At 38.5% G+C, this 13,360-nt stretch carries 18 protein-coding genes and 1 pseudogene; 18 read left to right on the top strand and 1 reads right to left on the bottom strand.

What is annotated here, in order from left to right:
- Positions 1-13 precede the first annotated feature (13 nt).
- The 4 genes from MHB43_RS23550 to MHB43_RS23535 all read left to right on the top strand — a co-directional run bounded on the left by MHB43_RS23550 (position 14) and on the right by MHB43_RS23535 (position 2,911).
- Positions 14-469, top strand: a complete 456-nt coding sequence (locus tag MHB43_RS23550; protein WP_192269227.1) for an immunity protein YezG family protein — start codon at positions 14-16, stop codon at positions 467-469.
- Between the two features lie 140 nt (positions 470-609).
- Complete coding sequence (locus MHB43_RS23545; RefSeq protein WP_339178260.1) at positions 610-1,851, top strand: HNH endonuclease; 1,242 nt, start codon at positions 610-612, stop codon at positions 1,849-1,851.
- A gap of 23 nt (positions 1,852-1,874) precedes the next feature.
- Complete coding sequence (locus MHB43_RS23540; RefSeq protein ID WP_339178259.1) at positions 1,875-2,345, top strand: SMI1/KNR4 family protein; 471 nt, start codon at positions 1,875-1,877, stop codon at positions 2,343-2,345.
- Positions 2,346-2,668: 323 nt separating this feature from the next.
- Positions 2,669-2,911, top strand: coding sequence for an SMI1/KNR4 family protein (locus tag MHB43_RS23535; RefSeq protein WP_405130510.1), 243 nt, complete (start codon positions 2,669-2,671; stop codon positions 2,909-2,911).
- Here the strand turns inward: MHB43_RS23535 and MHB43_RS23530 are convergent.
- The gene (locus MHB43_RS23530) at positions 2,828-3,784 is read right to left on the bottom strand and encodes an IS30 family transposase (RefSeq protein ID WP_339178257.1); all 957 of its coding nucleotides are present in this window, start codon (positions 3,782-3,784) and stop codon (positions 2,828-2,830) included. The genes MHB43_RS23535 and MHB43_RS23530 overlap by 84 nt on opposite strands.
- A 184-nt stretch (positions 3,785-3,968) precedes the next feature.
- Between MHB43_RS23530 and MHB43_RS23525 the strand changes: the two genes are divergently transcribed.
- From MHB43_RS23525 to MHB43_RS23460, 14 genes and pseudogenes are all read left to right on the top strand, one after another.
- Complete coding sequence (locus MHB43_RS23525; RefSeq protein WP_339178255.1) at positions 3,969-4,502, top strand: SMI1/KNR4 family protein; 534 nt, start codon at positions 3,969-3,971, stop codon at positions 4,500-4,502.
- A 428-nt stretch (positions 4,503-4,930) separates the two neighbouring features.
- Entirely contained in the window at positions 4,931-5,626 is a 696-nt protein-coding gene (locus MHB43_RS23520) for a hypothetical protein (protein ID WP_339178253.1), read from the top strand.
- 2 nt (positions 5,627-5,628) lie between these two features.
- Positions 5,629-6,075 carry a hypothetical protein gene (locus MHB43_RS23515; RefSeq protein ID WP_133385604.1) on the top strand — a complete coding sequence of 149 codons (447 nt, stop codon included), beginning with the start codon at positions 5,629-5,631 and terminating at the stop codon, positions 6,073-6,075.
- Positions 6,076-6,101: 26 nt separating this feature from the next.
- Entirely contained in the window at positions 6,102-6,491 is a 390-nt protein-coding gene (locus MHB43_RS23510; protein WP_339178251.1) for a hypothetical protein, read from the top strand.
- 278 nt (positions 6,492-6,769) lie between these two features.
- Positions 6,770-7,345: a hypothetical protein gene (locus MHB43_RS23505; protein ID WP_339178248.1), complete on the top strand. Its 576-nt coding sequence runs from the start codon at positions 6,770-6,772 to the stop codon at positions 7,343-7,345.
- The gene (locus tag MHB43_RS23500; protein ID WP_405132464.1) at positions 7,345-7,413 is read left to right on the top strand and encodes an HNH endonuclease; all 69 of its coding nucleotides are present in this window, start codon (positions 7,345-7,347) and stop codon (positions 7,411-7,413) included. Before MHB43_RS23505 ends, MHB43_RS23500 begins: the two co-directional genes overlap by 1 nt.
- Positions 7,414-7,449: 36 nt before the next feature.
- Positions 7,450-7,926 carry an SMI1/KNR4 family protein gene (locus MHB43_RS23495; protein ID WP_339178246.1) on the top strand — a complete coding sequence of 159 codons (477 nt, stop codon included), beginning with the start codon at positions 7,450-7,452 and terminating at the stop codon, positions 7,924-7,926.
- 145 nt (positions 7,927-8,071) lie between these two features.
- Positions 8,072-8,305, top strand: a complete 234-nt coding sequence (locus MHB43_RS23490; RefSeq protein ID WP_276324000.1) for a DNA/RNA non-specific endonuclease — start codon at positions 8,072-8,074, stop codon at positions 8,303-8,305.
- Between the two features lie 11 nt (positions 8,306-8,316).
- A complete protein-coding gene (locus MHB43_RS23485; protein WP_339178244.1) occupies positions 8,317-8,805 on the top strand; it encodes an immunity protein YezG family protein in 489 nt (162 codons plus the stop codon).
- A 704-nt stretch (positions 8,806-9,509) separates the two neighbouring features.
- Complete coding sequence (locus MHB43_RS23480; RefSeq protein WP_339185433.1) at positions 9,510-9,917, top strand: HNH endonuclease; 408 nt, start codon at positions 9,510-9,512, stop codon at positions 9,915-9,917.
- A complete protein-coding gene (locus MHB43_RS23475) occupies positions 9,878-10,318 on the top strand; it encodes an SMI1/KNR4 family protein (RefSeq protein ID WP_339178243.1) in 441 nt (146 codons plus the stop codon). Before MHB43_RS23480 ends, MHB43_RS23475 begins: the two co-directional genes overlap by 40 nt.
- Before the next feature lie 76 nt (positions 10,319-10,394).
- Positions 10,395-10,757: pseudogene (locus tag MHB43_RS23470) on the top strand (HNH endonuclease); the annotation flags it as partial.
- 15 nt (positions 10,758-10,772) lie between these two features.
- Positions 10,773-11,240 (top strand): DUF6985 domain-containing protein, encoded by a 468-nt coding sequence (locus tag MHB43_RS23465; protein WP_339178241.1) that lies wholly within the window; start codon positions 10,773-10,775, stop codon positions 11,238-11,240.
- A 173-nt stretch (positions 11,241-11,413) separates the two neighbouring features.
- On the top strand, positions 11,414-13,042 hold the full coding sequence (locus MHB43_RS23460; protein ID WP_405130509.1) for a hypothetical protein: 1,629 nt from the start codon (positions 11,414-11,416) through the stop codon (positions 13,040-13,042).
- Positions 13,043-13,360 lie beyond the last annotated feature (318 nt).

The raw sequence follows: 13,360 nt of genomic DNA, 5'->3' as shown, positions 1-13,360 counted from the left end.
GTGAAATGTAGTTATGAAAGATTTCGAAGGAAGATTTAGTGAATTGCAAGCAGATATGGTATCTATATGTATGGAGTATGTTGAAGATCGAACCGATAAAGTATATATTTATGCTTCATGTGAAGACGATATGATATCGAGCAGTTTCTTTTATTTAATTAATAATAAGTATTTAGAGTCTCATAAGGTAAATGATGCATTGGAAGATGCGGACGAAAGTTATGATGTGTCCACGGAAAGACAGTTTATGGTATTGAAAATTATCAATGATAATATCGGGAAAATTGAAGAATTGTGCAATGAATATGAAAAAGACATGCCAACGGAGATGAAATTAATTTATGATGCTACTAGTGGGAAATTTCAGGCTGAATACAAATATGATTTAGTGCACACAAATGATGAAATAAAATCGGCTGATGATTTTGCCGATGAATGGTTTGAAGAGGTACAACGTAAAAATCTATAAAATGAGAATTATTGCGTTACGATGATTGGATGCTACAGTTGATTGAATTAGGGTCTTTCACTTTTTTTTGAGATAGTAGATAACTAAACAACGAACAATACCGCAATACAAGCTATCGGCCTGTATTGCGGTATTGTTCGTTGTTATATCAAATAATATATAATCCTGTTTTAACGCAGCTCAAGGCGTGTGAGCTGGGGATTCACCCCTTTACAGGAGAGCCTGTTCCAGATTCCTATGCCAAGATGATGATCACTATGCTCAAATGGAATCAAGTCGGTATGGGCGTGCAAATGGTCGTGGGCAGCATGTACAGTGGCAAGAGTATGTCTAAGAGCCCAGCGATGAACTCGGCAACCAGCCAGATGATGAGAAACATCCAGAATGCGGAAGCGGCGAGTAAGAAGACGAGTGTAGGTAACGGGTTAGCCACAGCGAAGTCATTTATTCAGAAAAAATGGGAAGAGAGTCAGAGAGTTGGTATTGTCCCGGGGGGCTTCTTATCGAATCATGATTCGAAAAAACCAAGTTCAGGCACCTTATGGAAAACCAGCGGTAAAGATGGAGTTGGTTCCAATGCCGGGAAACCGCCCAAGACAGCACCCGAAACTCCGAAGCCGACGGTGAAACCCGGCTCAACCGCCGGGCCTGAGAAACCAGGAGGCTCAAAACCAAACTCTTCGAATAAGGACAAAGACGGTTCAAGTGCGAAGCCGAAAGATGCAACACCGAAGCCAGAAAGTTCGAAATCTAATCCGGTTAACAATAAAACACCGAATGAAGTGAATACCTGGAAGCCGTCTTCAACGAAGGATAAAGATGATCCTAAACCGAAGGATAATCAAGAAGGTCCTGAGGGGACTGTTAAACCTGAGAAAGTCTCCTTAGATAATATTAATGACTTTGTTCTAGGTAAAAAGAAGTTTGAAGAGATTATAGATGATTATGCTAAACTTTATGTTGAAGTTATAAATATTAAAAACTGGTCTTGGAAAAAAAACATACCAGGTGGAACAAAATTGACAGCTACTCAAAGAGCTCTAATAAAACAAAAAGCAGAGATTCTTGGATTAATACCAAAAATAACTGTAACTAAAGTTCCAGGATTAAAATATGGTTTTGCTGATTTTGAGGGAGCTGGAGTAGTTGTACATGTTGATGAATTACCAAAAAGTCTTTGGTTGAAAAAGGATGGGCCTCAGTTTGAATGGCTAGACGCAAGGCTTCCTGATAATGTAAGGGAGCTGGTGGAAAATGGGACGTATACCTGGCATCACACTGAAACACCTGGTAAAATGCAATTAGTACCGTTTGGAATTCATAATATCACTTTACACAATGGGGGAAGAACAACTGGATTATGGGCAGATGCCCCTAGATAGTGCAGTAATAGGAGGAGAATGAAATGAAAATAAAGTCCAATTCGATTATTTTACCATTGCCACCTCAAAAATTAATCTCTGAAAATGAAATAGCATGGAGAGTTACGTTACCTGTTGATTATAAAAAGTTTATCGAATTAAATAATGGAGGTATTCCGGAAGAATCAGTTTTCGAATGTAATAACCACTCTTATAAGTTAACTAGATTTCTTTGCATTCTAGAAGATCCAGAAGAAACAGAATTAGGAATGTTCGATATAGATGTAACTTGGACGCAATTAGATGAAAGACTTACAGATGATGGTGATCTAATTGGAGTGGCTTTATTACCAATTGCAGTTTTATTTGCTGGTGATTTTCTTTGTTTAGATTTTCGGAATTCAAGAGAAAATCCGATAGTTTGTGTATGGGATCATTCGAATTCAGGTGAGTTTGATCCAGTATGCTATCATGTTGCAGATAGTTTTGAAGAGTTTACAAGCCTGCTTCAATAGTTATTCTTCAAGTCTATAAAACAGTTTTTAGAATTTGAAGTAGATCCATATGTATAAACAACCACGCCACAATGCGAGCTTCACCGCCGTGTTGTGGATTCTTTATTCGCGGCAATAAGTAAATAATGCAATAGGCAGCTATTCAAAAATCCCCCACCCAGTGCCGAATAAGTAGGACGGCTGATTTCAAGTATACTTAACCCACGTAATACCCGTATGACGTCCGAATCGGATAAAGGGTTCACCTTCCAGTTGCTCAGAATTCAGGTCTTAGTATTGATCCAGACCGCCGGTTTAGATTTAAATAGACAAGGAGAATAACTATGGCGAATATGGATCGAACTAATGAGAAAATAACTATAAATGAAATTCTTGAATTTGAAGGTCAATATGTTCTTAGGCTTCCTGAGCAGTATATTAATTTCTTACTTAAATATAATGGAGGGTATCCTGAAGCATCAACTTTTAAGATTGACAGATTGTCAAACCAAGTGCGACAGTTCCTCTGTGAAAGATTCGTGAGCGGTTCTCCAACCCAAGCATTTTCGTGGTCTGTGGTTTATTAGATCTAGTGAACTGGCAAGATCTTCATCCTCGACTTGAGCGAGATCGGTGCCTTTCGGGAAAAACTCTCGAAGCAATCCATTCGCATTCTCATTGGAACCGCGTTGCCAAGACGAATATGGATCAGCAAAATAAACGTGCAGGTCATGGCTTGTTTCCAGATTGGCATAGCATGCAAACTCCTTTCCCCGGTCAGCCGTGGCTGTGAGGAAAGTGCCTGTGGGATACTGTGAGATGGCTACACCAAGCGCAATTTCCATGGACAAAGCGGTGCGATCAGGCATGAGAATGGCGGTATATAGACGGGTTTTGCGTTCAATGAGTGTGGCTATGTATCCTTTACTTTTCCCACGACCCGATACGACAGTATCCAGTTCCCAATGCCCAAATGCTTCACGAGAAAGAACCTCTTGGGGACGATCCGAAATGGATCTACCAATGGGAAATTTACCGCGAGTTTCTGCGGGTTTCTGACGCTTTCCTTTGTGTCGGAGAACCTGTAACGTGCCTTGAACCAATCGACCTGCATAGATCCAGCGATAGATCGTTTTTAAGGATACTGCTGGCAAGCCTTCGGTACGGAAGCGTTGATTGATCTGTTCCGGAGACCACGTTGCCTTCAGTTTTTCCTCCAGTGAAGCAGCTAAAGTGTCTGACCATTTACCTGAAGAGACAGAGGATTTACGACGCTTCTCATAAGCGTTCTGAGCGTGTTCTGCCTGATAAGGATACGATGAATTAGCCCGATATAATTCACGGCAAATCGTGGAATAATGCCTCCCCAGTTCTTTTGCAATAGCTCTTGAGCTTTTGCCTTGTCTGTGGAGGATTTCTAGCTTGCTACGTTCGATTATGCTAAGATGTGAATAACTCATGGACTGATTCTCCTTGTGTGAATGCTGGTGTGGTAACTTTCATTCTACACGAATCAGGCTATGAGCCATTTTTTTATTTAAGTAAGGGTGTCGCACTTCATATTACAATCCGTCCTGGTGTGAAATTCATTGGACTAAACAGAAATAAATACAATCAATATCACTTGTGTTGGAGAGAAGAACTATGAGTTATAACGTAAAGTGGTCAGATCAAACAAATCTAGATATCCAAAAAATAATTGAGCTAGAGAGAAAATGGAATATCCAATTTCCCAAGAAATATGTCGATATTGTATTAAATCATGACGGTTCAGTGCCTTATGTTATGAATGAACAGGGGGAGTGGGATGCTGGAATTGTAGAAGTACCAGGGAAATTAGCTTGGAATATTCAATTACTTTCACTAATAGAAAAAGAAGTGCTTGGGGAAATTATTTCTCCTATCGAACTAGCATATAGTACTTTGAGTGAGGCATTGCCTCCAAGAGTGTTTCCTTTTGCGATTAATGGAGCTGGTGATAAATTTCTATTTGATTATCGAGAAGATGAGAATATACCTAAAATCGTTTACCAGAATCATGAGGATGTTATCTTAGAATCTGAAATTACAGAGGAAGAATTAGAAGAGAAATCACTTAATGATTGGCAGAGTGAAACATTAGACTTCGTGTGTGAATCTTTTGAAGTTTTTCTTAGTGTAATTTCACCAGGAAACTAAAATATCTTTCAAGCGTGTTTTATAAACTACATTTACACACCTAACTGAACATTGAAAAATCCCCCCAGCATAAGAAGAGGCTACTGAAAAAGTCTCTTTCAAAAAAACGAGCCTATAGAATCGCTTCTTAGGCTCGTTTCGCGTTCCTCGAATCATACTTTGACCCCTATCTTCTCGTCGAACCATAATTCGAGAAAACCAAGTTTAAGCACCTTATGGAGAGCCAGCAGTGAGGATGAAGTCGTTTCCAATGCCGGGAAACCTCCAAAGACTGCAGCCGAAACTCCGAAGCCGACGGTAAAACCGGGTTCAACCGCCGGGCCTGAGAAACACCTTCTTCGAAAACGAATGAACCTAATGTACCGACAACGCCGAAAAACAGCACGACATCGAAGACGAAACCAGAAAAAAATGAAACGCCGAATGAAGTGAATACGTGGAAGCCATCTCCATCTAAGAAAAAGGACGAAGGTAAACCGCAAGCCGATACGAAACCGCCTAAATCATCCGAACCGGAGAAATCGCAGGAGAGTCCGAATATAAACAAACCGAAGGATAATCCGGAAGGCACTGAGGGGACGGGTAAAGATTTACTGTCTTCCAATGGAAAGTTTAAAGATTCTAAGTTAGAATCGGATTATCAAAAGTATCTTGCTCGTAAATCTAAAGAGGGGAAACCACCACGAGATCGGTTGGAGTGGAAAAAGGCCAGAGATTACTGGTTGAATGATTCGCCAATGGCTAGAGGCAATGCATTCAATAAAAAGTCAGTTGTGGAAGAATGGTATCCATGTAATGAAGTACATTTGAGTAATGGAAAACGTTTGGATTCATACGATCCTATAAAAGGCGAGATAGTATCAAGAAAAGCGACTGATTTAGCAGATATTGAGTTATCTACATTTGAGAGTTATTTAAAGGAAATGAAGGTGAAGTACGAGCCGGGAACAATAATTAGAACAGATAAATACGCTGATTTTAAACCTCCAATTGACGGTCAACCACTTAAGGGAAAACAAATACTTGAGATTCCTGCGTCTAATAAGAACTTTTCAGGGATACAAGATTACATTGATTTGGCAAAGAATAAATATGGGATCGAAATCAGATTTAGGGAGGAGTAAATATGATAGATAAACATACTAAATACACTTTTGAGAAGATAAAATTTATTGAAAGGTATAAGAATCTAGCCACAAAGTATCAATTTAATGTTAGTGAAAGTTTCGAAGACTATGAAAGTAACCAAGTAGTAAAAATTATTAGTGAATTAGGGTACGAGTCCTCGTTTAATAAGAAGGAAAAGTTTTTTAAGATTACAGAAACGCAGAATAATTATAAGTTTCAATATGTTATTTCTTTAAAATATGGTGTAGCTGAATTTATATGGTCTCTATGGGAAAATTCCGAACTTAAGATTGGTGGGACATGGGGAATATTAAAAGAACAACTAGATGGTCTGGAAAATGATAAAGTAAGGAAGCCGATATTCCGTAATTACGAAGAATTGAAAGAATTATTAGCTGATGCATTTTTAATTTATGAAGACTTTAAACGAGAGTATATGCACTAATGAAAAACGATTGAGAGGTTTGTATCATGGCGATTTCAATATATTACTCAGCAAAACGAAAGGAATCATTAACAGATGTCGAAAGAGACCTTATAAAGAAATTGATTTCCGAGTATTCGGTACAACAAGAAATTGAAAAATTCAACAATACAGGAGAAGGATACAATTGGACTGGTTTTGATGTATATGATCTGAAAGATTCGTCTGATCCGGAGATTATTTTTGAAGGTTCTACACAGTTACCTGATAACATGGATGATGCAATCTGGGAAGGTGTTCAGCATTGGACTGCTTTACTGTCACAAATACGATGTACTGTTTTGAATACTGAATGGTATGTGGCGGTAGAAGATCATGTTCTCAAATGGGATGAGGAATATTTAGAATACGATTTATCCCCACCCAGTGCCGAATAAGTCGGGCGGCTGACTTCAAGTAGACTTAACCAATGTAATACCTGTATAAAGATTTCTACATTCCGTTGGTACGCACATCAAATGCTTTAATTTTATAACCTAAATAACGCTATTCCGTTACATTGAACAGGTCGATTATGGTCAGATACCACCATAATTGATCTGTTTTTTTTGTTATGTTCTTGGAAAAAGAATGAAGGAAAAGGAAATTTAACGACAACGTCGAAACCAAGTACGACACCAAAGACGAATCCAGAAAAAAAGAAACACCTAATGAAGTGAATACCTGGAAACCGCCAACGAAGAAAAAGGACGAAGGCAAACCGCAAGCCGATACGAAACCACCTAAATCATCCGAATCGGAGAAACCGCAGGAGAATCCGAATAAACCGAAGGAGAGTCTGAAAGGTACAGAGGGAACGGGTAATAGTGGCAGTGTTGACAGGACAGCTAACCTTGAAAACATAAAAGATTTTGCAAAAGGTAATAAAAAATTTAATGAGGTTCTTGATGATTATGCTTTTATATATGGGGATATTGTAAAATCAAATAAAGTGTGGTCATGGCAAGATGACTTTGTTGGTAAATTAAATTCAGACCAAAGAAGTATGATTAAACAGAGAGCCTTAGAATTACATTCTGATATTCCTACGATTCAAGTGAAGAAGATTCCAAGATTGAAATTTGGATATGCAGACTTTAAAGGGGCAGGTGCAGTATTGCATGAAGATGTATTACCAAAGGACCTTTGGAAGGCAACAGAGGTTGTACAATTCAAGTGGCTGAACGCTAGATTACCAAATAAAGTACAACCAGAAGAACAATTTGTCACCATAATGAGGAAGGCGGATTGATGCAACTTGTACCTTTTGGTATTCATAATATTACAAAGCATAATGGAGGAAGAACAAAGGGACATTGAGCAGACGCCCCAAGACATTAATTTGAGAGGTGAAATATGTTAAAAATAAAAAATAACAGTATAATTTATCCGCTTCCAGGTAGTAATTTAATTAAGCGTGTAGAAGAGAATTTTGAAATCGAGTTTCCTAAAGATTTTATAGATTTTATATCGGAAAGCAATGGATCTATTCCAATAACTAGATTTTTTGAATTTAAATCGAATAGATATGTGGTTGATCGTTTTCTTTGTTTATTGGACAAGCCAAGCGAGCATGATAAAGGTATGTATGATATTAAGGTTGTTTTCAGTCAATTGGATGAAATGATACTCTCTGATGGAGATATGACAGGTGCTGAATTAGTACCAATTGCAGCTCTATTTGCAGGAGATTTCGTTTGTTTAGACTATACTGAAAGTAAAATCGATCCAGTTGTTTGTATATGGTATAATGAGGAATCAGATGAGTATGACCCAGTTACAGAAAAGATTGCAGATAATGTTAATCGTTTTCTTGATATGCTAGAAGAATAGGTTCTTCTTATAATGCAATCATATGACAAAAATAATTAAAAGGCTTATTCCTACTCAAACAATGAGTCAGGAGTGAGTTTTTTTAATGTTTATGAAATGGATATATCGAAGACAGCACCCGAAACTCTGAAGCCTATGGTAAAACCTGGTTCTACCGCCGGACCTCAGAAACCAGCAGGCTCAAAACAAAGCTCTGGCGGTGAATATGGAGTCTAAATGGGCGGATGCGTTGAGAGAGATACCTCCGAAAAAAGTTACTGTAAAAATTGAACCAGTTTATTCAGGTACTTCAATGAGACCAGATTCCTTTGAAGTAACTTATCAAATTGAAGGAAATAGGCCAGTACAAAAAACTATTAAAAATCAAGCTGGAGGTTGATTTCGTTGAGCATGGAAAAAGAGATGAATCAAATATATAATCAAATAGCTGAAACAGTTAATGAAATGATCCCGGAAGAATGGGGGAAATTTCATTACTATGCACAAATTTCTGAAACCGGGGGCGGGACATACTTTTTTTATAACACACCTGAGGATGTGGAAAATTTTAAATATAGTTTAGAAATCCCTCTTTATTATCATGATTATAGAGCTCAATATAAAATCAAAGGCAGAGTGCTGCTTGAACTGAGTGAAAAACTAAGAAAGAATTTTCTAGATAATGAACAAGAACCTTGGTATTCCTTCACATTATCTATTGATAGGAATGGGAAATTCAAGATTCATTATGACTATACAAATTGGTTTGATACGAAATATAGCTTTAATGACCAGCTACTTATTTGGGAATATAAATATTTGGGTAACATACCAGGGAATGAAAAAAGCAGACAACTAATAGATAGGTATCTAGAAGAGTATCCCAATAATCCGATATAAACCCATTATAATGAGTGGGAGTATGAGCTTTAAAGATACTGTCAAATGAGTCAGATGATTGACTCTAATTTTATATTCTGAAAGCTACTTTTTAGTTACATTAAACAGGTTGATTATGGTCTGATACCACCGTAATTGACCTGTTTTTTTGTTTCTTAGTTTTCTTGCGTTTCAAATTTACTCACAACTGTAGATGAGCTTAATTTTGCATATTCCGTAGTAGACATAACAGGAATAGACAAAAAGAAATTTTAAGCACATTGTAGTTCGAATGGAGATAACAAGGCAAAAGACTATGCTGATTTCTCGTTAAAGCTACCTAAACCAAAGTATGAGGCCACTCTTGCACCTGATAGGGGTGGAAATATAAGAAAAAGAGATAACACTTTCTTCGAAAACGAATGAATCTAATGCAACGAGAACACCGAAAAGAAGCATGACATCGAAGACGAATCCAAAAAAAATGCTGCTCATGGAGGAAATATATGCCAAATATGGATGGTAATTCGGAAGAGATACAAAACCACCCAAGCCACCAAAACCAAAGGTAGAATAGGATACAAACAATCCGAAGGAAAAAACGGAAGGCACTGAGGAGACGGGTAAAGGTAAGAAGTTAGAACTGTCGGATTTGACATAAGAAGTAATGGAAACGAAGCCAATGAATTTCCTATCCCTAAAAAAGGTAGGATAAAGGTGGACATATTTCAATTGATGGGAATGGAACATGGACATATACTAACAAAAATGGAATATCGGTTAGTTATCCTAATGGGTGTCCTGACTTTTCAGCATTTTACCATCTAACTATTAAACCAGCAGTAACAATAGAAATTACTATTCCTAAAAACCCTCAGGCGGACTCCAAGAAGGCGAACTTAGAAGCAGGACTAAATAAGGATTCTGATCCACCAGTTACTGAACTAAATCAACCTCCAACTGGGTACACTTGGCATCATCAAGAAGATGGAAAGACAATGGTTCTTGTTCAGAAGGATATCCATAGGGACTTTAGACATATAGGTGGTCAGTCTACAGTTAACGGAAAAAATGATTATAAAGGAGAATTACCATGGCAACGATTTATAACACAAATAAAAAAATTAAATTAAAAAATATTGAGGAATTTGAAGCAAAATATGCTGTCTTGCTTCCGGTTCAATATCGCGATTTTTTGCTTGAGTATAACGGTGGTAATGTAAAGCCAAATGTTTTCAAAATTTCAGATGATGAAGGAGAGACTGCTCTCAACACACTTTATGGGCTAGATATCAATGAATCCTACGATGAGTTATCAAGTGTGTTTGACTCATTATATGGCGAAATCCCAAACGAATTTATATCTATAGGTGATGATTCTGGAGGAAATCAAATTTGTCTGGGAACTAGCGAAGAGTATGCGGGGAAAATATATATTTTACTTCATGATATAGAACCTACTGAGAAGATGAGCAATATGTTTCTTATATCTGATTCTTTTGATAGCTTTTTAGATAGTTTATATGAAGTTTAATCTTTAGAAAATGACGGATGCAGAAATGCTAATTTCAACTTGAATTATAAGTCGAAATCGGCTTTTTATTTGTCTGATCCCTGATCTTTCACCAGTAGCTAAAGCAGAAGTGCAAATTGAGTATATGTTAGGTGGAAAAGGCACATACGGAGGAGCAGCGAGAAGAGCTAATTTTGCTCAATCAGATCAAAGGTTAGCTGAACAACTTAATAATTCTCCTGAAATAGCACGCCAATTTGGTATGGAGTCTGGTAAAATTACTGCTAAAGATATAAAGATTTATCGAGATGGAAATAAACTAACATGGCACGAATTAAATGATGTTAAAACAATGCAGCTAGTACCTACAAAGATGAATAGTACTTTTGGGCATCTTGGAGGTGTGGGAGAAATGAATGCAGGAGCGTTTGAACCTGGGGGATTCTCTAATAAACAATAAAGAGGGGAGTACACAATGATAAAAAATGATCCTGTTTTTGGAGTGCTCGAATATAACTATGGTTGGACTAGGAAGACTATGTTTCAATTATTCGGAGGAGAACTTGGAATTACATTGATGATTGATGGAGATGAAGATGGAAGATTTGATGAAAAACAATATTCGGCATATCAATCATTGATACAAGATTGGAAACAAGTGCAATTTAACTTATTACAACCTATTTTGGATTATTACATACAAAAAAGAAGTGAATTGGGTTATGATGTTGCGTTTAATGAGAATTATCCATTAGTTGAAACAACAACTCAATTGATGAAGATGATTACTTTAGAGGGGATTGTTGTTCCGTATGGAGACATTAATGAAGAACGTGACATTGGAGTTCTTTTTAGTTGTACATGGGATTCAGAGAATGGTTTAGGGTTGCGTTTATTAGACGAAGAAATAGCTGATGTAGGATACCAAGATGTTGCAATTTGATACCAGGCTAATTAAATCGTATAGCACAACCATATCCAACGAACCCAACATTAGATGATTCAAACATTTGATTAACATTCAAAAGCTCTTTCTTACTTGATTTATGAGTTGGAGAGAGCTTTTTGCGTGTCGAAAATAACTAATGGCTGCTTGGCGGGGGTGGTAGCTTCATTTTGGACGGGGAGGCCAACGTACGAGCAGGTCTATTGCAACAGGAGGGCAGCAACAAAGCGACTGTTCATGTGGCGGATCTGCCTCCGGAGCCGGAGCCACCGCTGATGCCGATTGAGGAGTACGAAGCGGCTCAGGCCGCAGCAGCCGCAGAGGCTGCTGCAGTGACGCAGGCATCAACGACGAACCCGAAAGATGGATCGTTGGCTGGAGCTGCATTGGCCATCACTGCTATGATTCCGATCCTGGGAGCTCTAGGGGGGATTGCTGCTCAGACAGCCATCGGCGTAGGCATTGCTGCCGTTGCCACGGGTCTCATCGCGAGCGTGCCGAAGATAGGCTCCTTCAAGCCTTCGGCTCTGAATTTGCTGGACCGATTTACGAATGGATTTGCTGAACTGCAACAGCAGGAGAACGAAGCGAAATGGACGATGCTGGGTAAAATGTTGACGGCCGCCAAAGAGTTGACTACAGCGACTTCCCCCATTGATCTACTCAAGAAGTTGCATCAGCAGCATCAGGAAATTAGTGCCACATACTATGATATTCCAGCTTATATTCGAGAGAAATGGACGAAACAACAGGCGGATCAGGAACTGAAAAGTTCGCTGGATTTTTTCAAGAAAGTGATGAAAAACCCGGAGCAGTATGATGTCCTTTTCGTAAATCCTTATTTTGCAAATATTACCTTCGACATAGGCAGGCCTCATATCACGGTAGAGGAACTGGGCAGTTATGACTATTGGGAGACTCAAGAGCTAAGTCTCGAAGAAAAGAAGTTTTTATCCTGGAGAATCAAGCGTACGACAATGAGCAATGAAGAATTAGCTGAACTTGATGGATATAACCAACTAGACGCCATGCAAAAAGGGATGGATACGCAATTTGGTATGAATCGCAGAGGAGGTTCAGCAGGTGGTTCTGCAGGCCTCGTACGGTCCATCCCGCAGGCAAACGGAACAATGTCGCCCAAAACTAGCAACAATGCATTTAAGACTATGATGCCCAAAGTGAAGAGTTTTTTCAAAAAACAATGGAAAAAAAGCCAGATGATGCATGCTGTTTCTTGCGGAGGAAGTCGTTGGAGCAATAATAAGACGAACAAAACAGGTGAGACGGCTTCGGGGAATGGAAAGACAGCAAACAGTGGGGGAGGATCAACCTCTAAGCCTGTAGAGAACCCGCCGAAGTCGAAAACAGGTTCGGGTAGTTCACCTTCTTCGAAAACGAAAGAACCTAATGTACCGACAATGCCGAAAGATAGCACGACATCGAAGACGAAACCAGAAAAAAATGAAACGCCGAATGAAGTGAATACGTGGAAGCCATCTCCGTCTAAGAAAAAGGACGAAAGTAAACCGCAAGCCGATACGAAACCGCCTAAATCATCCGAACCGGAGAAATCGCAGGAGAATCCGAATACAAACAAACCGAAGGATAATCCGGAAGGCACTGAGGGGACGGGAGATTCTAGGACACCGCCTCGTTATGGAGATAGACAAATTACTGATAAAGAATATAAAATATTGAGAGATGAGACGCCAACACCAGAGCTAAGAGACAAGGTTAACGAGGGACACAACAAAATGTGGAGACAAAGGACGAAGCAATACCCGGAAAAACTTTTATAGGTTCTTTAGAAGCAGACCATATCGTACCAATGAATAATATAACTAAAATGGACGGTTTCGGGAAATTAACAAAATCACAACAGCTTGAAGTTCTTAATAATCCAGATAACTTTATTGGATTAAGCAAGTCAGCCAATACTTCAAAACAGTCAAAAATTTGAAGAATGGACTCATTATAAAAAAGGAAAGAAAGGTGAAATTGAAATCGATCCTGAATTCAGACAAAGAATGATGATTATTGAAAGAGAAATAGAAAGGAAGCTACAAAAGCAAATAGATGATTTGAATAATTTGAATAACAAGTAGGGAGTTGAAAAT

The organism is Paenibacillus sp. FSL H8-0317, assembly GCF_045040685.1.
Taxonomy (GTDB): Bacteria; Bacillota; Bacilli; order Paenibacillales; family Paenibacillaceae; genus Paenibacillus.
This window is presented reverse-complemented; position numbering and strand designations above follow the sequence as displayed.